General features: G+C 70.3%; 18 protein-coding genes. 9 read left to right on the plus strand and 9 right to left on the minus strand.

The window, feature by feature from the left end; translation table 11 throughout:
- Positions 1-447 precede the first annotated feature (447 nt).
- Complete coding sequence (locus tag ABS735_RS23225) at positions 448-603, plus strand: hypothetical protein (protein WP_373900650.1); 156 nt, start codon at positions 448-450, stop codon at positions 601-603.
- Positions 604-907: 304 nt separating this feature from the next.
- Here the strand turns inward: ABS735_RS23225 and hypE are convergent, their stop codons facing one another.
- From hypE to ABS735_RS23265, 8 genes are all read right to left on the minus strand, one after another.
- The gene (hypE, locus tag ABS735_RS23230; RefSeq protein ID WP_373900649.1) at positions 908-2,005 is read right to left on the minus strand and encodes a hydrogenase expression/formation protein HypE; all 1,098 of its coding nucleotides are present in this window, start codon (positions 2,003-2,005) and stop codon (positions 908-910) included.
- Positions 1,998-3,167 (minus strand): hydrogenase formation protein HypD, encoded by a 1,170-nt coding sequence (gene hypD, locus ABS735_RS23235; protein WP_373900648.1) that lies wholly within the window; start codon positions 3,165-3,167, stop codon positions 1,998-2,000. The genes hypE and hypD overlap by 8 nt, the downstream gene beginning before the upstream one ends.
- Positions 3,164-3,502, minus strand: a complete 339-nt coding sequence (locus ABS735_RS23240; protein ID WP_373900647.1) for a HypC/HybG/HupF family hydrogenase formation chaperone — start codon at positions 3,500-3,502, stop codon at positions 3,164-3,166. Before ABS735_RS23240 ends, hypD begins: the two co-directional genes overlap by 4 nt.
- Entirely contained in the window at positions 3,503-5,890 is a 2,388-nt protein-coding gene (hypF, locus tag ABS735_RS23245) for a carbamoyltransferase HypF (protein WP_373900646.1), read from the minus strand.
- Positions 5,891-5,907: 17 nt separating this feature from the next.
- Entirely contained in the window at positions 5,908-6,639 is a 732-nt protein-coding gene (gene hypB / locus ABS735_RS23250) for a hydrogenase nickel incorporation protein HypB (protein WP_373900645.1), read from the minus strand.
- 3 nt (positions 6,640-6,642) lie between these two features.
- Positions 6,643-7,032, minus strand: a complete 390-nt coding sequence (gene hypA / locus ABS735_RS23255) for a hydrogenase maturation nickel metallochaperone HypA (RefSeq protein WP_373900644.1) — start codon at positions 7,030-7,032, stop codon at positions 6,643-6,645.
- 142 nt (positions 7,033-7,174) lie between these two features.
- On the minus strand, positions 7,175-7,714 hold the full coding sequence (locus ABS735_RS23260; RefSeq protein WP_373900643.1) for a hydrogenase maturation protease: 540 nt from the start codon (positions 7,712-7,714) through the stop codon (positions 7,175-7,177).
- A 170-nt stretch (positions 7,715-7,884) separates the two neighbouring features.
- Positions 7,885-8,388 carry a hypothetical protein gene (locus tag ABS735_RS23265; RefSeq protein WP_373900641.1) on the minus strand — a complete coding sequence of 168 codons (504 nt, stop codon included), beginning with the start codon at positions 8,386-8,388 and terminating at the stop codon, positions 7,885-7,887.
- Positions 8,389-8,689: 301 nt separating this feature from the next.
- Here ABS735_RS23265 and ABS735_RS23270 point away from each other — a divergent pair, with 301 nt between their 5' ends.
- The 8 genes from ABS735_RS23270 to ABS735_RS23305 all read left to right on the plus strand — a co-directional run bounded on the left by ABS735_RS23270 (position 8,690) and on the right by ABS735_RS23305 (position 15,321).
- The gene (locus ABS735_RS23270; protein ID WP_373900640.1) at positions 8,690-10,228 is read left to right on the plus strand and encodes a hypothetical protein; all 1,539 of its coding nucleotides are present in this window, start codon (positions 8,690-8,692) and stop codon (positions 10,226-10,228) included.
- Positions 10,215-10,760, plus strand: coding sequence for a hemerythrin domain-containing protein (locus ABS735_RS23275; RefSeq protein ID WP_373900638.1), 546 nt, complete (start codon positions 10,215-10,217; stop codon positions 10,758-10,760). The genes ABS735_RS23270 and ABS735_RS23275 overlap by 14 nt, the downstream gene beginning before the upstream one ends.
- Positions 10,757-11,845: an NADH-quinone oxidoreductase subunit B family protein gene (locus ABS735_RS23280; protein WP_373900637.1), complete on the plus strand. Its 1,089-nt coding sequence runs from the start codon at positions 10,757-10,759 to the stop codon at positions 11,843-11,845. Before ABS735_RS23275 ends, ABS735_RS23280 begins: the two co-directional genes overlap by 4 nt.
- A gap of 50 nt (positions 11,846-11,895) precedes the next feature.
- A complete protein-coding gene (locus ABS735_RS23285) occupies positions 11,896-13,695 on the plus strand; it encodes a nickel-dependent hydrogenase large subunit (protein ID WP_373900636.1) in 1,800 nt (599 codons plus the stop codon).
- Entirely contained in the window at positions 13,688-14,257 is a 570-nt protein-coding gene (locus ABS735_RS23290) for a NifU family protein (RefSeq protein WP_373900635.1), read from the plus strand. Before ABS735_RS23285 ends, ABS735_RS23290 begins: the two co-directional genes overlap by 8 nt.
- Positions 14,254-14,850, plus strand: coding sequence for a DUF5947 family protein (locus ABS735_RS23295; RefSeq protein WP_373900634.1), 597 nt, complete (start codon positions 14,254-14,256; stop codon positions 14,848-14,850). Before ABS735_RS23290 ends, ABS735_RS23295 begins: the two co-directional genes overlap by 4 nt.
- A 68-nt stretch (positions 14,851-14,918) precedes the next feature.
- On the plus strand, positions 14,919-15,125 hold the full coding sequence (locus tag ABS735_RS23300) for a hypothetical protein (RefSeq protein ID WP_373900632.1): 207 nt from the start codon (positions 14,919-14,921) through the stop codon (positions 15,123-15,125).
- 46 nt (positions 15,126-15,171) lie between these two features.
- Positions 15,172-15,321: a hypothetical protein gene (locus tag ABS735_RS23305; RefSeq protein WP_373900631.1), complete on the plus strand. Its 150-nt coding sequence runs from the start codon at positions 15,172-15,174 to the stop codon at positions 15,319-15,321.
- 17 nt (positions 15,322-15,338) lie between these two features.
- Here ABS735_RS23305 and ABS735_RS23310 read toward each other — a convergent pair whose 3' ends face one another.
- Entirely contained in the window at positions 15,339-17,117 is a 1,779-nt protein-coding gene (locus tag ABS735_RS23310) for a hydrogenase maturation protein (RefSeq protein WP_373900630.1), read from the minus strand.
- Between the last annotated feature and the right edge of the window lie 292 nt (positions 17,118-17,409).

Below are 17,409 nucleotides of genomic sequence, written 5' to 3' on the forward strand. Positions count from 1 at the left end.
ATCGCCCATGACGTGACTCTCCGGTTATAGCTGTCCGCCCCGACGGGGCGTGACGCCGGCCGCCTGCAGGTGTCTCGCGGCGTGGCCGCAGCTGCGTCCGGTCAGTGATGCCACAGGCGTTGTCCGAGTGGCAGGGCTGGTCCGAGTGGGTGATGGTGGATGAGGCGCTCGTGCAGGCGGCGCGGCGTCGCCGATGGCTACCAAGCCCGCAGCTCAAGTGGCATCCCGGTAACCGTCCGCGTCGGCGGCCCCACTGGGCGCCGACAGGAATAGCTGGGCACTTACGTCGTAGTCTCCGCGTCCCTTCGTCTGGAGGTTTCCATGCTCTCTCTACGGCTTCTCAGCGGGGCAGCCACGGCCGCCCTGGCCTTCTCTCTCCCCACGGCAGCTCACGCGGCGCCAGTCGTCGTGCCGGACGACTGCGCCAAGGCCAGAGCGGTCGCTGAGATGGCGGAGAAGGACTACGAAGAAACGGTGAAGTGGTACAAGGACCTCATTGCTCAGGGAGGGCACCCGGGCATCGTCGGAGAGCAAGCAGTGGCTGACGCCGAGGCCGATCGCGACCGGACGGCATCCCAAGCACAGCGCATCTGCGGCGCGTGACTCATACGCGTCTGCCCCGGTGCATGCGGAAAGCCCGCCGGCAGCATGGCGGGCACTCCCCAGAAGTAGCCGACGGCCGCGACGGCGACGCACGCTGAGGCTGACAAGCCATGGTGTGAGGCGATGGGAGACTCCTTCAGCCGTCCGCCGCCCGATCAGCTTGCGCCTCGGTTCCAGGCGAGGCGGTGGGACTCGGTGCCGGTGTGCGTGATGGCACCGCTGAAGGAGGAGGCAGCAGCGTTCCAACCCGGACCATGGGCCGCCAGTCTTTCGGGCCAGGCGGCCGACAAGCCCACGGGTGGCCTCAGCAGATGCGTGGCAACTGCTCGCCCATCGGCAGGTCGACCACGCGGGTGCCGCCCAGGCCGGTGCGGGCGACCACCATCCCAGGGTGCTCCGCGACGCAGTCGCCGATGATCACTGCTTCGGCGCCGAGGGGGTGGGCGCGCATCCCGGCCAGCACGGCGTCCGCGTGCTCGCGTGGGACGAAGGCAACGAGCTTGCCCTCGTTGGCGACGTACAGGGGGTCCAGGCCCAGCATCGCGCAGGCACTTGTCACGGCCGGAGGCACCGGCACGGCGCGCTCCTGGACGGCGACGCCGACCGAGGCCGCCGCGGCGATCTCGTTGAGTGCCGCGGCCAGCCCGCCGCGCGTCGGATCGCGGAGCACGTGCACGTCTGGGGTGACGTCGAGCATCGTCTCGACCAGGCCGCCGAGCGCGGCGCAGTCGCTCTCCACCTCGACACCGAACTCCAACCCCTCCCGCACGCTCAGCACCGCCGTGCCGTGCAGCCCGATCGGACCGCTGACGATGACGACGTCGCCCGGCACCGCCCGCTGCGGACGGATGTCGACGCCCTCCGGCACGACGCCGATGCCGGCGGTGTTGACGTAGATACCGTCGCCGTGGCCCGCCTCGACGACCTTGGTGTCCCCGGTGGCAATCTCCACCCCCGCGGCCCGTGCGGCCCGGCCCATCGCCTCGGCGACGCGTGCCACCAGCGGCATCTCGACGCCCTCCTCCAGGATGAACCCGCAGGAGAGGTAGGCCGGCCGGGCCCCGCTCATGGCCAGGTCGTTCACCGTACCGTTGACGGCGAGGTCGCCGATGGAACCGCCGGGGAAGAACAGCGGCCGCACCACGAAGGAGTCGGTGGAGAACGCCAGCCGCGCTCCCCCGAGGGTGACGGTCGCCGAGTCGCCGAGCCCGGCCAGGGCCGGACCGCCGAAGGCCGGGGCGAAGACGTGCTCGACCAGCTCGGCGGACATCGCCCCGCCTCCGCCGTGCCCCAGCACGACGCAGGGCTGGTCGCGCAGCGGTGCCGGGCAGCTCCAGCCGGAGAAGTCGGGCGCGGACAGGGATTCGGTACGTGGCGCTGTGAGGCCGGTCACGTCAGACAACTGAGGTTCCTTCCAGGACGGCGGGCGGCTCGCTCGTCACGGCGGCGCCCCGCGCGCCGTCGCCGTCGCCGTCGCCGTCGAGCCTGCGGTAGAGGTAGTAGGCGGCGCAGGCGCCCTCGCTGGAGACCATGGTGGCGCCCAGCGGTGTACGCGGCGTGCACGTCGTGCCGAAGGCGGCGCACTCCTTGGGCTTGATGAGCCCCTGGAGGACCTCACCGCTGCGGCACTCGGCCGGTTCGCGGGTGTCGATGTGATCGACGGCGAATCGATGCTCTGCGTCCAGGTCGCGGTAGCGTTCGGACAGCCGCCAGCCGCTGCGGGGAATGACCCCGATACCGCGCCAGGCCCGGTCGGTGACCTCGAAGACGTCGGCGAGCATGGCCCTGGCCGCAGGGTTTCCCTCGGCCGGCACGGCACGGCGGTACGCGTTGTCCACAAGGTGCTCGCCCCGCTCCAGCTGCCGCACCGCACGGCGCACGCCCTCGAGAATGTCCAGCGGCTCGAAGCCGGTCACCACAATCGGCACCCGGTAGCGCTCCGCCAGCGTCGGATACTCGTCAGTGCCCATCACGCTGCACACGTGCCCCGCGGCCAGGAACGCCTGCACCCGGCAGGTGTCCGACTCCATGATCGCCTCGATGGCCGGGGGCACCCGCACGTGCGAGACGAGCATGCTGAAGTTGCGGACGCCGAGCCTGCGCGCCTGGTGGACGGCCATCGCGTTGGGCGGCGCGGTGGTCTCGAACCCGATGCCGAAGAACACCACCTCACGGCCCGGGTTCTCCTGGGCCAGACGCAGCGCGTCCAGCGGCGAGTAGACGACGCGCACGTCACCGCCCGCGCCGCGCACCTGAAACAGGTCGCGGCCCGATCCCGGCACGCGCAGCATGTCCCCGAAGCTGCAGAAGATCACGCCCGGCCGGGAGGCGATTTCCAGGGCCTTGTCGATGACGTCCAGCGGCGTGACGCAGACCGGGCAGCCGGGGCCGTGGATCAGTTCGATGCTGTCCGGCAGGAGCTGGTCGATGCCGTGCCGGATGATCGAGTGGGTCTGGCCGCCGCAGACCTCCATCAGGGCCCAGGGCCGGGTGACGGTCGCATGGATGTCGTCGAGCAGTCTGCGCGCCAGGTCCGGGTCCTGGAACTCGTCGATGTACTTCACTTCTCCGCCTTCCGTGTCGCATCTGCCGCCGTCGGCACCCCGGTGCCGGCCGGCCGGGGCACGCCGCTCTCCCGGGCAGCCGTCTCCCAGGGATCGCCGAACTCCTCCTCCAGCAGCCCGATCTCCTCGAACAGGGCCAGGGTCTGCCGTGCCGACTCCTCGTCCAGCCGTTGCAGCGCGAAGCCGACGTGGACGATCGCGTACTCACCGACCCGCAGGTCCGGCAGATACTCGCAACACACCTCCTTGGCCACGCCGCCGAAGTCGACGGTGGCCATGCGGGTGCCGTCACGCTCCTCGATGTGCAGCACTTTGCCGGGTACCGCCAGGCACATTCAGTCCTCCTCGGAGTGGGTGCGGTCGTGGGCCGGCTGCGGGAGCGGGCCCTGCTCGCTGTCCGTGGCAGCCGGGGCTCGCGAGGCGACCATGAGTTGGCCGAGGGCGAGTCCTCCGTCATTGGGCGGTACCAGCCGGTGACTCAGGACGGTGAAGCCGTCCGTGCGCAACTCGTCCGCGCACGCCGTGCCGAGCAGCGCGTTGGCGAACACGCCGCCGCTGAGAGCCACCGTGTCCAGTCCGTGCCGTTTCCGGGCCGCCGTGCACAGACGTCGTACGAGATCGACGACCGTCCGGTGGAAGCGGGCCGCGATCAATTCGACCGGTACTCCGCGCCGCAGATCGGCGACGGCGCCGGCCAGGACCGGGCCGGGGTCGGCGGTGAGCGCGTCACCGGGGCCGTCGGCCAGATCGAAGGCGTAGCCGCCGGTGGCACCGTCGGCACGGACGGCCGCCGCCTCCAGCTCCATGGCCGCCTGTGCCTCGTACCGCGCGTGATGACAGACCCCGATCAGTGAGGAGACCGCGTCGAAGAGCCGGCCCATGCTGGAGGTGGGCACGCAGTGGAGGCCGCGTTCCAGCTGCACCGCGAGAGTCCCCAGTTCGGGCGGCGGGCAGGCGGCCGTACACGGCAGGTCGTCCGTCCAGGGCAGGCCTGCCGCGCGTAGATGGGACAAAGCCATCCGGTACGGACGCCGGACGGCGGCGTCGCCACCCGGTAGCGGCACGTAGGCGAGGTGGGCGAAGCGCCGGTACCCGTCATAGTCGGCCAGCAGGACCTCACCGCCCCACACGGCGCCGTCGTCGCCGTACCCCGTGCCGTCGAAGGCAACGCCGATGACCGGGGCCCCGCCGTCGTGGCCGTTCTCGGCGAGCACGGCGGCGATGTGGGCGTGGTGGTGCTGCACCGCCACCATCGGGCGCCCGGCTGTTGCGCGTTCGGCCCAGTTTCGCGAGCGATACCGGGGGTGGCGGTCGGCGGCCAGCAGCGTGGGGCGAACACCGGTGATCTCCTCCAGCTGCCGCTCGGCGCCCTCGAAGGCCGCCAGCGTCGCCAGGTCGTCCATGTCGCCCACGTGCGCCGACAGCCAGGCGCGGTGGCCCTCGCCGAGGCAGAAGGTGTTCTTGAGGTCTCCGCCGACGGCGAGAGTGGGCGGGACCGGCAGGGGCAGCCGCACGGGTAGCGGCGCGTAGCCGCGGGAACGGCGTAGCGGCAGCTCGTGTCCGTCGATCACCCGTACGACCGAGTCGTCGCAGGGGACGTGGACGGGCCGGTCGTGCGTCAGCCAGGCGTCGGCGAGACCCGCCAGGCGGCGCAGCGCCTCGTCGTCGGTGACGATGGGCTCGCCCGCGAGGTTGCCGCTGGTCATGACCAGCACGCGCGGCCCTGCCGGGTCGCCGGGCAGCCCGAACAGCAGGTGGTGCACCGGAGTGTAGGGCAGCATCACACCGAGATCGGCGCTGCCAGGGGCGACGTCGGCGGCGATGACCTGCTCTGAGCCGTGCCTGCGGCGCAGCAGCACGATGGGGCGTTGGCCGCCGGTGAGCAGCCTCCGCGCGACGGCGCCGACGTAGGCCAAACGTTCGGCGTCGGCCAGGTGAGGCACCATCAGCGCGAATGGTTTGTCCCCGCGCCCCTTGCGCCGCCGCAGGTCGCGCACGCTGTCGGAGTTGCCCGCGTCGCAGGCCAGGTGGTAGCCGCCCAGTCCCTTGACGGCCACCACGGCGCCCTCGGCAAGCAGTCGGCGGGCCTCGGCCATCGGGTCGGCGTCGCCGTCGGAGGCCGTACCGGTGGCCGGGGTGACGAGGCGGAGCCGGGGGCCGCAGTCGTGGCAGGCGATGGGCTGGGCGTGGAAGCGCCGGTCGGCGGGGTCGCGGTACTCGTCGCCGCAGCGCGGGCACATGGGGAAGGCGGCCATCGTGGTCTGGGGCCGGTCGTACGGCAGGCCGGTGACGATGGTGAAGCGGGGCCCGCAGTGGGTGCAGCTGATGAACGGGTGCCGGTGGCGCCGGTCGGTCGGGTCGCCCAGTTCAGCCAGGCACCGGTCGCAGGTCGCGGTGTCGGGTGCCACCAGTGTGCGGGCGGTGCTGCCGGGTCGGGAAGCTGCGATGGCGAACCCGGCCTCGCCCATCGCGGTGACCGGTTCGTGGGAGACGGACTCCACAACGGCGAGCGGCGGCGCGTCGCGGGCCACCCGGTCGCAGAAGTCGGCCAGCGCCGGACCGCTGCCCTCCACCTCCGCGACCACACCGTCCACGGTGTTGGCGACATGCCCCGCCAGGCCCAGTTCGCCGGCGAGGACGAAGACGAACGGCCGGAACCCGACGCCCTGCACGGCTCCGCGCACCGTCACTCGGCGGCGCTGGAGCCCGGGTGCGGTGGGCACTGTGCCGGGATCGCCGGTCACCGGCGCGCCGCGGCCGGGGCGTGGTGGCCGTGCGCGGTGTCGGTACGAGCCATGACCGGCCGGTGGGCGACGGCGCCCTCGGCGACCGCGAGCGCCCGCTTGGCCAGGTCACCGACGCCTTGTCCGCGCCGGGCGGACGTGAACAGCACGTCCACGCCCGGGTTGACCTGCTGCACATTGCTGAGGAAGGCGTTCTTTTGGAAACCGGCGGCCTCGGCGAGATCGCTCTTGGTCACCACGACCAGCTGCGCCAGCCCGAAAGCGGTCGGGTACTTCAGCGGCTTGTCCTCGCCCTCGGTGACGGAGGCGAGCACCACCCGCAGGGACTCCCCCAGGTCGTAGGAGGCCGGGCAGACCAGGTTGCCGACGTTCTCGACGAACAGCAGCCGGGTGCCGCCCGGGAGCCAGCCGTCGAGGTGTGCGCGCAGCATGTCCGCCTCCAGGTGGCACAGACCATCGGTGTGCACCTGCTTGACCGGCGCACCCGACCGGGCCAGCCGTACCGCGTCGTTCTCGGTCGCAAGGTCGGCGGTGAGGGCGGCGACCAGGACACCTTCGGCCCGGGCATGCGCGAGCTCGGCCTCCAGGAGGGCGGTCTTGCCGCTGCCGGGGCTGGACAGCAGGTTGATCACCGTGGTGCCGCGGAGGGCCAGTTCGGCCCGCAGGTCCGCGGCTCGCTCGTCGTTCTTGACGAGGACGGCCTGCTGGAGATCGGCGACTTGGCACATGGGTCAGCTCTCCTCGTGGGGCAGTGCGGATACCGGGAGGTCGTCGCGGACGGTCCACCGCACTTCGGCGATCTGGAGCTCTCGTCCAGACACCAGGTCGGCCGCACAGCCGCGGCACTCGGGGCACCACAGGGACGGGGGCACGCCCGTGGTCCACTCGGTGTCGCAGCTTGCGCACCGGGCCCGCCCGGGCAACTGCTCGATATACAGCCGGGCGCCCTCCAGCACGGTGCCTGCGGCGGCGAGCTCGAAGCTGAAGCGCAGTGCGTCGGGCACCACGCCGGCGAGTTCCCCCAGTCGCAGGGACACGGATGAGGCCGCCTCGTGCCCGTGCTCCGCGGCGGCTTCCTGGACCTGCTCCACCACGGCCATCGCGATCGACAACTCGTGCATGCGGATTCCCGGGGTGCGTAAAGCGGCTGGTGTCGGACCGGCCGGCGTGCGAAGCGGAAGAAGACTTACGGAATCGTCCGATGCGACGGTCAGCACCGGACTATTCGGACACGAACGTTACGACCGCACGGTGGCTGGGTGTTCATGTGACACGCCGCGCCGCCGATCGGTCCGACCGGTTGCCGGTCTGCTCCGTCGGGCGCTCCAGCAGCAGAGTCACCAGCTCGTCGACGGCCCGGAGCGCGGGTTCGACGGCTGCAGCGACCGGTTCGGACAATCCCATGGACTCGTCCAGCGAGGCCGGTTCGCAGCCCACGACGAGAGTCCGACCCACCGGTCGGTGGACGCCGTTTGCGGTGGCGAGCTCGTCGAGGAGGGCCAGCACCGAACCGGGGTCCATGCCGTGTCCGTTGAGGCCGCTTCCCGGGGCCGGGGCGTCCGGGTCGTGCTCGATCCGGTAGACCGTGCCCGGTGGGCCGTCGCCGTGCATGGTGTCGATCAGCAGCAGGCCATCGTAGCCGTCGAGGAGCTGGTAGGCCAGGTGCATGCCGCGAATGCCGGTGTCCACGAGTTCCACGCCCTCCGGCAGCCCGCCCCGGGCCCGCAGCCGCCGCGCCACCTCGACGCCGAAGCCGTCATCGCCGAGGAAGACGTTCCCGATCCCTGCCACGAGTACTCGCACGTCTTGGCCACCTTCTGAGGACAACGAGGTTCACGGCGACCAGAATCCTCCAGGGCAGTAGCGTCGGCGCCACTCACCATCGGTTGCGCGCGGTCTTCACCCGTTCGCGCCGCGGAGAATCCGCTGCTGGGCCCTGGGTGCTGAGGCGTCGGTCGCTCCAGGGGTTGCGGTCAGGGGGCGCCGTCTCCATCGTTCTCGCGCGACCCTTGAGTGGCGCTGACAGACGGTTCTGGCGCCAGGCGACCGGCCACCACCACGCCGTACAGAACGTGGTCGAGCGCGATGACCACACGCCAGACCACCTTGCGGTGCCTGGCCTGCTGGATACCGAGCATCGGGGCGATGCCCAATTCGAAGGCCAGCCAGAAAGCCAGGCCGTAGACCACTCCTGTGCCGGGGAATCGGCGGACCCGCGCGGGCAGCAGCCCGAAAGCCATGCCACCGCCGGCGCCATACGCCCAGTGGAGCAGTTCGGTGACAGCTTCACGGTGGTGCTCGTCCAGACGCGAGAAGAGCCCCGGCGCCTCTTCCTCGACGATCGCCTCCGGAGGCGTCCGCTCCTCGGGAGCGACGCCTGCCGTCACCGTGCGGGCGCCCGTCATCGCCATGGCGGCCACAAGGCCTCTTGCCCCTGCACGGGTGACCGACGACCACTTCCGCTTCGATCCGGCCACGGACTTTCCCTTCATTCGGCCCCGACGCAGCGTTTCGCACGGTTCGGCTCGGACCAGCCGAACACGCGGCCCCACGGCGTGCAACAGAAAGGCACTGCTCGGCGATCGAGGCCGCGACGCGCCACATGCCCACTCCCGCTCCTGCTGACCGTCATTCCCCTGAACGGCTCAATCCGGCGAGACCGGAAGAGCGAGAACGCGTGCGCGGGGCGACCGTGTGGAAGGAAGGGCGCACACACGGTTTCGAGGAGGCGGGATGGCGAATGCTCGGGTCGAGAGTGTTTCCGCGCACGCTGCTGCCATGACGGGCACGGCTCTGCCGTCGGACTGGCCCGGATGTGCCCTGGAACAGCTCAGCGCTGTCGCCGACGCCATCCTTTATGAGGGTTATCTGCTCTACCCCTATCGCCGGTCCTCGCCCAAGAACCGGGTGCGATGGCAGTTCGGCGTCCTTTTCCCCCGGGACTGGGCGGAGCTGGATCTTCCCGTCGTTCCCGGCATCTCAGGGGCCGCCGACTCCTGGTACCAGCAGACGGAGTGCCTCGTGCGCACTCGGCGGCCCGACGCAGTCGTGCGCGTACGGGTGCGCTACCTCCAGTGGCAGCACAAGCAGGTCGAGGAGGCTGTCCCCGGCGAGCCGTACCGTCCGGTCGCGTCGTTGCGTACGGACGGTGGCACGACGCACCTGACCTTCGACGAGGCGGTGCCACACGAACACGAAATCGTTGTTCCACTCAGCGACCTCATGGGGCGCGAATACGTCTTTCCGGTAGGAGCGCCGGACGGCGAGGAGATCGAGCCACTACCCGGGGGCGACGGACGGGTGGTACGGCGGCGCGTTGCCGTTCAGGCGGCCACCGGCATGCTGGCTGAGCAGGTCGCGGACGGCCTCTACCGGCTCCGGATCCGTACCGAGAACACGAGCCCCGCTCCGGACCCGGGCGCCGCTCGTAGCGAGACGCTGCGCAACGCGCTGATCGCCACGCACACGCTCATCGGCGGAGACGGCGTGCGGTTCGTCTCGCTGATCGATCCGCCGGAGGGACTGGGGCAGTACGCCCGCGAGTGTCAGAACGCGTTCACGTTCCCCGTTCTCGGCGGCCGACCGGCCACGGCAGGTCGTCATTCCCAGAGTGCCGGAGACACCGGCGCCGGAGACGGGCACACCGGGAATGCCATGCTTTCCGCGCCCATCATCCTTTCCGATCATCCTCAGGTCGCACCGGAAAGCCCGGGGGATCTCCACGACGCCGCGGAGATCGACGAGATCCTGACCTTGCGCACCTTGCTGCTGAGCGACGAGGAAAAGCGTGAGGCACGCGCCACCGACCCTCGTGCCGCCCAGATCCTCGACCGGGTCGAGGCCATGCCGCCCGAGGTCCTCACCCGGCTGCACGGCGCCATCCGGTCACTGTCTCCGGCCCCGTCCGCGCCCGTCGCCCCGCCCGCGGCGCCGGCCGGGGCGACGGGCCCCGTCGATCCCCTCGCAGGCCGGCCCGTGTGGTGGCAGGAGGGCGCCGACGACGGGCTGTCGCCGACCACTGACACGGTCCTCGTCGACGGCGTGCCCGTACGGGGTGGCAGCCGGGTACGGCTCCGCCCGCGTGGTCGGGGCGCCGACGCCCAGGACATGTTCCTGATCGGCCGTACCGCCGAGGTCGCGGCGGTCCTCCATGACGTGGACGGCAGCGTGCATCTCGCCGTCACGCTGGATGAAGACCCCGCAGCGGAGCTGAACAGCTGGTACGGCCGCTTCCATCACTTTCGGCCCGACGAACTCGAGCCGCTCGAACCACTGGCCGATGGGCCGGAGAAAGGACGGTCCGATGGATGCCCTTGAGGTGCTGAAGCACGACCACCGGATGGTCGAGCAGCTGTTCCGCGACTACCACTCGGCAGCATCGGACAGCCAGCGGCGCGGCGTCGTCGAGCTGCTCGTCCGGGAGTTGTCCAAGCACGCTGCTCTCGAGGAACTGATGGTCTACCCGCTGGCCAAAAAGGTCCTGCCGGACGGCGAGCAACTGGTCGGCAACCATCTCGGCGAGCACATGGCGGTCAAGAAGGCCCTCGCGGACCTGGACCGGCTCGGCGAGGGTGACGAGCGCACCGACGACCTGATGGCACAGCTTCGACGGGACGTCGAGGAACACGTGCGCGAGGAAGAGACCGAGTTCATGCCCAAGCTGCGCGAGGCGGTCGACCAGGAGCAGCTCGACAAGCTGGGACGGGAGCTGGAGCGGGCCAAGCAGGCCGCACCGACCCGTCCGCATCCGGGGGCGCCGGACCGGCCGCCCGCGCTCACCTTCGCGGGACCGGTGGCCGCGGCCTACGACCGAATCCGGGACCGACTGGAGCGGAGGCCCAGGACATGAGCATCAAAAGCGGCACCCACGACGTCGCCACCGAACCGAGCCGGTCCGAGGAGCGTGACGGCTTCGACGAGGTCACCATCCTGTGGATCTCCGAGGGCATGAGCTGCGACGGCGACACCGTGTCGCTCACCGCGGCCGGCCAGCCGGCCATCGAGGATCTCGTCCAGGGCCTCATCCCGGGCCTGCCCAAGGTGAACCTGCACAACAAGGTTCTCTCGCCCACCCTGGGCGGCGAGGAGTTCCTGGCGCCGTTCCGTGCGGCGGTCCGCGGCGAGCTGTCGCCGTTCATCCTGGTCATCGAGGGCTCGGTCCCGAACCAGAACATCATCCAGGGCGACGGGTACTGGACCTCCTTCGGCAACGACGAGGAGACCGGTGAGCCGCTCACTCTGAACTGGTGGATCGACCGGCTCGCCCCGAGAGCGTGGGCGGTGGTAGCCGCCGGCACCTGTGCGACGTTCGGCGGCATCCACGCCATGGCGGGCAACCCCACCGGCTCCATGGGCCTGGCCGACTACCTGGGCTGGGACTTCAAGTCGCAGGGCGCCCTCCCGGTCGTCAACGTCCCCGGCTGCCCCATCCAGCCGGAGAACTTCATGGAGACCCTCGTCTGGGTCCTCTATCACGCTGCAGGCGCCGCGCCGCCGCCCCCACTGGACCACATGCTCCGTCCCCAGTGGCTGTTCGGGAAGACCGTGCACGAGGGATGCGACCGCGCCGCGTATTACGAGCAGGCCGACTTCGCCAAGGACTACAGCTCCCCCAAGTGCCAGGTGAAGGTGGGTTGCTGGGGACCGGTCGTCAACTGCAACGTGCCCAAGCGCGGCTGGATGTCCGGCATCGGTGGCTGTCCGAACGTGGGCGGAATCTGCATCGGCTGCACCATGCCCGGGTTCCCGGACGCCTTCATGCCGTTCATGGACGAGCCCGCCGGCGGCAGCCTGTCGTCGCTCCTCATCAAGCCCTACGGCGCCTTCATCCGGCGGATGCGCGGCATCACCAACGCCGCGGTCAACCGCGAGCCCAAGTGGCGCCACAACGAGCCGGCCCTGACATCCGGCTACGACCCGTACTGGCGCGCGTGAGACCGCACGCCCCGACCGACGACCACACGAGCAGCGAGGCAGGAACGCACATGACCACCACCGAGGACCGGGCCGGGACCGCCGGGCGGAAACCTCCGCAGATCGTGGACATGAACTGGGACCCGATCACCCGGATCATCGGCAACCTCGGGATCTACACGAAGATCGACTTCGCCAACCGGGAGGTGGTGGAGTGCCGCAGCACCTCGTCGCTCTTCCGCGGCTATTCGGTGTTCATGAAGGGCAAGGACCCGCGCGACGCCGGTTTCATCACCTCGCGCATCTGCGGCATCTGCGGTGACAACCACACGACCTGTTCCGACTACGCCCAGCAGATGGCCTACGGCGTCAAGCCGCCGCCACTGGCCGAGCACATCGTCAATCTCGGCGAGGCGGCCGAGTACATGTTCGACCACACCATCTTCCAGGACAACCTGGTCTTCGTGGACTTCTGCGAGGCGATGGTCAAGGCGACCAACCCGGGCGTCCTGGCGCGGGCGGAGCGCACCGGGGCGCCGCGCGGCCACCTGCACGGCTACAAGACCATCGCCGACATCATGCGAGCGTTCAACCCGTTCGAAGGCGAGGTCTACAAGGAAGCCCTGAAGATCAGCCGGGTCACCCGGGAGATGTTCTGCCTGATGGAAGGCCGGCACGTCCATCCCTCCACGCTCTATCCGGGCGGCGTGGGCACGATGCCGCAGCCCAGCACGTTCACCGACTACCTCTCCCGACTGATGGGGATCCTCGACTTCGTCAAGCAGGCCGTGGCCATGAACGACGACGTCTTCGACTTCTTCTACGAGGCCCTGCCCGGCTACGAGGAGGTCGGCCGCCGCCGCATCATGCTCGGCTGCTGGGGCGCCTGGCAGAACCCCGACGTCGTCGACTACCGCTACGAGACGATGAACGAGTGGGGCAAGGCGATGTACGTCACCCCCGGCATCATCGTCGACGGGAAACTTGTCACCAACAACCTCGTCGACATCAACCTCGGCATGCGCATCCTGCTGGGCAGTTCCTACTACGAGGACTGGGTGAACGAGCAGCCGTTCGTCACCCACGACCCGCTCGGCAACCCGGTCGACATGCGTCACCCCTGGAACCAGACCACCGTGCCGCAGCCGCAGAAGCGGGACTTCGACTCGAACTACAGCTGGGTGATGAGCCCGCGCTGGTACGACGACAAGACCGGTGACCACCTGGCCCTGGACACCGGCGGCGGGCCGCTCGCCCGGCTGTGGTCGACCGCGCTCAACGGGCTGGTCGAGACCCCGTACATCAAGGCCACCGGACACAGCGTCCGGATCTCGCTGCCCAAGAGCGAGAAGCTCCCGGAGACCACGCTGGAGTGGCACATCCCCAAGTGGAGCAACACCATCGAACGCGACCGCGCACGCCCGTACTTCATCGCCTACGCCGCCGCGATGGCCCTCCAATTCGTGGAGGAGGCGATGGGGTTGGTGCGGGCCGGGCAGACCAAGGTGTTCGAGAACTTCGAGGTGCCCGACGAGGCGATCGGCTGCGGTTTCCACGAGGCCGTGCGCGGAGTGCTCTCGCACCACCTGGTGATCAAGGACAAGAAGATCGCCAACTACCACCCATATCCGCCGACCCCGTGGAACGCCAGCCCCCGCGACAGCTACGGCACGCCGGGGCCGTACGAGGACGCCGTCCAAGGCCAGCCGATCTTCGAGGAGAACGGCCCGGACGACTTCAAGGGCGTCGACATCATGCGCACCGTCCGCAGCTTCGACCCCTGTCTGCCCTGCGGGGTGCACATGTACCTCGGCAAGGGGAAGACACTCACCACTCAGCACTCTCCCATGTACGGAGCCTCCCATGGCTGAGTCCGCCGGCGCGCTGCCACGGCTCGGTGACGGTGAGGTCGCGGCACGGATCGCCCACATCGACGAGCTGCTGGAGAAGGTCGAGAGCGCGCCCGGCCCTACGGCCCGGGCGGCCGTCGACGCCGTCCGCGCGCTCACCGAAGTCTACGGCGAGGCGCTCGCCCGGGTCCTGGACCACCCGGACACGGCGCTGGCCGAGCGGCTGGCCGAGGACGAGCTGCTCGGCCATTTGCTGGTGCTGCACGACATCCACCCCGAGCCGCCCGCGCGCCGTGCCGCCCGCGCCGTGGAGCGGCTACGGCCGGCGGTACAGGAGCGCGGCGGCGACGTGGAGCTGATCGACGTCGACGAACGGACCGCCCGAATTCGGCTGGAGACTCCCGGATGCGGATCCGGCTGTGGCTCCTCCTCCACCGACGTCGAGGAGGCCGTCCGGGAGGCCGTGCTCGCGGCTGCACCCGAACTGACGGCGGTCGAGCCGGTGCCGGAGGCCGACGCGGGCGCCTTCGTCCCCCTCGAGGCGCTGACGCGCCGGCCGGCCCAGCCCCAGGGCGCGTCGTGACCGGCGCGGGCACGCTGGCCCGGCTCATCCGTTCGTCCGCCGACCGGCCGACGGGCGGCCCCGAGGAGCGTTGCGACCTGTGCAGCGCGCCCGTCATCGCCGAGCACCGGCATCTGTACGACACCAACCGTGAGGAGACGCTGTGCGCCTGCCAGGCATGCTCGCTGCTCTTTGTGGACGACGTGGCCGGCGACGGCCACTACCGGCTGATCCGGCGGCGGCGCGTGCGGCTGCCGGAGGTCGAGACCGGGCCGCTCGGGGTACCCGTGGGGCTGGCCTTCTTCGTGCCCCGGGCGGACGGCACCGTGACGGCGCACTACCCGAGCCCCGCTGGAGCCACTCGTTGGGAGGTGGATCCTGCGGCCTGGCAGGAGGCGGTGGCGCGGTGTACCGATCTTGCCGGCGTGGCACCCGAGGTAGAGGCGCTTCTGGTGAACACCGCCCGCGACCTGCGCCACCACTGGATCGTGCCGGTCGACGACTGCTTTCGGCTGGTCGCTCTGGTCCGCCGGGAGTGGCGGGGCCTGTCCGGCGGCGGCCGGGTCTGGCCCGCCATCGAACAGTTCTTCACCGAGCTGACCGAACGGCAGTGACCGGAGTGGCGACCCGTGCGTCCCGCGGGCACTGAAGCCCGGGAAATCTGTCAGGAAGGAAACATGTCATGGGCAGGATCAGGGTCGGCAAGTCCCACGCGCAGCCCGACACACCCAGTCATGTCGGCGGCATCCGCCAGGGCAACGAGGGGCCCTACTCGAAACAGCCCGGACATCACGGGGACGGCACCTCGGACGCGCGCAGGTCCACCGGGGTCCACTGGAAGCGGCACAACGCGATCATGAAGATCATGCCGAACCTTTCCCCGGGATGACCGGCCATGTCACGGCACTACACACACGAGCGAGCAGGGAGAGGCGATGACGGCCAAACGGATTCTGACGGCTGAGGCGGTGCTGCTGGGCGGCGGCGTCCTGGCCCTGCTGATCGCCGAGTTGCCGGGAGTGAGGCGTGAGCTGCGCATCTTCCGCATGGTCGGCTTCCGCCGCGCCGCCCGGAACGCCCGTTAGCCTGCCGTACCGGCGGGTCACCGGATGTCCCGGGCGACCGGCTCGGCCGCCCGGGAGAGCGGCAGTGCGGAGCCGCCCGGCGTCTTCCGCACGAACGCCGCCCGCAGCGCGTGGTAGGGGGCCTCGGGGTCGAAGAAGATCCCATGCATCCGGGCGAGTTCAGCTTGGCGGTACGCGGCGAGCGGCCGCGCCGCCTCGTCCCGTCGGCGCGTCTCCGCCTTCTCCGTGATCCGTCGGCTGAGATGCCGTTCGTCGGCGAGCGCGAGCGCCATGCGGTCGACCTCGGCGGCGAACTCCTGGGGAGCGGCCGGCACCAGGCGGTCCACCATCCCCAGGCCGGCCGCCGTCGCGGCGCTCACCGGCAGGGCCTCGCTCGTCAGGCGCTCGGCGGTGGCGGGGCCTACGCGGCGTGGCAGCGTGTACGTCCAGAACTCGGATCCGTACAGGCCCATCCGCCGGTAGTGCGGGTTGATGACGCTGCCCTGGCGGCACCACACCTCGTCGGCGGCCAGGGCGAGCATGGCTCCCCCGGCCGCCGCGTTGCCGCCGAGGGCCGCGACCACCAGCCGGTCGGTGGTGCGCAGTACGGCCTCGACCAGGTCGTCCATGGCGTTGAGGTTGGTCCATGACTCGTCGGCGGGGTCGGCCGCCGCCTCGATGACGTTCAGATGGATGCCGTTGGAGAAGAAGTCCCGGGCACCGCCGAGCACCAGGACCGGCGTCGGCCGGGTGAGCGCGTAGCGGTAGGCGGCGAGGAGCCTGCGGCAGTGGTCAGTACTCATCGCCCCGCCGGGGAAGGAGAAGGCCACGAAGCCGACGTCGCCCCTTTGCCGATAGCGAACGGGGCTCCAGGTCTGCCGGTCGCCGGGCAGTTCCAGCGGAACCGATGCCTCTGGAAGCCACAGCGGACGGTCCGCGACATTGGAGGCCCAAACCCGGGCCTCGCAGGTGGCGGCGTCCGACGGAGCGGGGAGGGGCGCGAGGACGGTCGCCGCCGGGCGACGGAAGGGCGCAGGGTCACCGGAGCTTTTGCGCGGCCTGAGTTCGGGAATCCAGACGGCGCCGTCCCGGGTGGCCCGGCACACCGCTCCGGCCCGTGTGGCGAGCAGGTCGCCGGGACGCCCGCGCAGCCGGTCCTCGAGGTGGCCGCCGTGCAGGAACATCTCACGGCCGAGGAGTTCGTCGAGCACCCCCGGCTGTGAGTCGGCTCCGCGCAGCTTGCGCAGTACGGTCTCCGTGCTGTCGTTCTCCCAGTCGATCCGCCGCCGCTCCTGACGGAAGGCGTCACGCCAGACCACCCTGACCGAGGGGTCGCTCTGTCGCTGCGGCTTGAACGAGCCGTCGGCGTACCGCCGCACCGCCAACAGGACCGCGGACACGGCCGCGTCGGCGACATCGTTGCGGTAGAGGTCGCTCTTGCCCACCGGCGGCACGGTGAAGGGCACCGCCGCCCAGATGTCACCCGAGTCCATCGCCGCTTCCGCCTGGAGCACCGTCACGCCCCACCGCGGCTCCTGCTCGGCGATGGCCCAGTCCAGGGACGAGGGGCCACGGTCCCCAGCCGGGCCCGGATGCACGATGAGGCAAGTGTGGTTCCGCCACACTTCCTCGGGCAGCGCGGTCTTCAGCATCGGTGCGATGATCAGTTCGGGGCGTGTCTGTTGCACGGCGGTGCGGACCGCGTCGTCGCCGCGCGAGGCGAGCACGACGTCCACCCGGTGTCCGTGGTCAGACAGTTCCGCGTAGACACGCTGAGAGAGGCTGTTGAATGCGCTGGCGACGAGCAGGATGTCCATGACGCGGCATGGTCGCCGGTTTCGTACCGCTCCGGAAGAACCGTCACGGCGTTTCGCTGCCTCCCTCAGGTCCCTTCCTCCATCCGGATCGCATCCGCCAGCTCCTGAAGGCCATCGTCCGATCGCGTCGAGCTTGCGCTGGACGGCGCGCTCGGCACACGTCTCGGAGTTTTCGAACTCCATGTGCGCCACCCGGGGGCGGTGATGAAAAAGGTACGAAAAACAAGCAAATATCAGGAAAAAGGAGAAGAAGCAGAGAGCTGGTGAAAATCGACCGTGGCGCTGTCGGCCA

The organism is Streptomyces sp. MMCC 100 (assembly GCF_041538145.2).
Classification (GTDB): Bacteria; Actinomycetota; Actinomycetes; order Streptomycetales; family Streptomycetaceae; genus Streptomyces.

Bases quoted from the DNA above. Each gene is read 5' to 3' on its own strand.
- ABS735_RS23225 (WP_373900650.1), top strand. From the start codon at position 448: ATGGCGGAGAAGGACTACGAAGAAACGGTGAAGTGGTACAAGGACCTC.
- ABS735_RS23240 (WP_373900647.1), bottom strand. From the start codon at position 3,502: ATGTGCCTGGCGGTACCCGGCAAAGTGCTGCACATCGAGGAGCGTGAC.
- hypB (WP_373900645.1), bottom strand. From the start codon at position 6,639: ATGTGCCAAGTCGCCGATCTCCAGCAGGCCGTCCTCGTCAAGAACGAC.
- hypA (WP_373900644.1), bottom strand. From the start codon at position 7,032: ATGCACGAGTTGTCGATCGCGATGGCCGTGGTGGAGCAGGTCCAGGAA.
- ABS735_RS23270 (WP_373900640.1), top strand. From the start codon at position 8,690: ATGACGGGCACGGCTCTGCCGTCGGACTGGCCCGGATGTGCCCTGGAA.
- ABS735_RS23275 (WP_373900638.1), top strand. From the start codon at position 10,215: ATGGATGCCCTTGAGGTGCTGAAGCACGACCACCGGATGGTCGAGCAG.
- ABS735_RS23280 (WP_373900637.1), top strand. From the start codon at position 10,757: ATGAGCATCAAAAGCGGCACCCACGACGTCGCCACCGAACCGAGCCGG.
- ABS735_RS23285 (WP_373900636.1), top strand. From the start codon at position 11,896: ATGACCACCACCGAGGACCGGGCCGGGACCGCCGGGCGGAAACCTCCG.
- ABS735_RS23290 (WP_373900635.1), top strand. From the start codon at position 13,688: ATGGCTGAGTCCGCCGGCGCGCTGCCACGGCTCGGTGACGGTGAGGTC.
- ABS735_RS23300 (WP_373900632.1), top strand. From the start codon at position 14,919: ATGGGCAGGATCAGGGTCGGCAAGTCCCACGCGCAGCCCGACACACCC.
- ABS735_RS23305 (WP_373900631.1), top strand. From the start codon at position 15,172: ATGACGGCCAAACGGATTCTGACGGCTGAGGCGGTGCTGCTGGGCGGC.
- ABS735_RS23310 (WP_373900630.1), bottom strand. From the start codon at position 17,117: ATGGACATCCTGCTCGTCGCCAGCGCATTCAACAGCCTCTCTCAGCGT.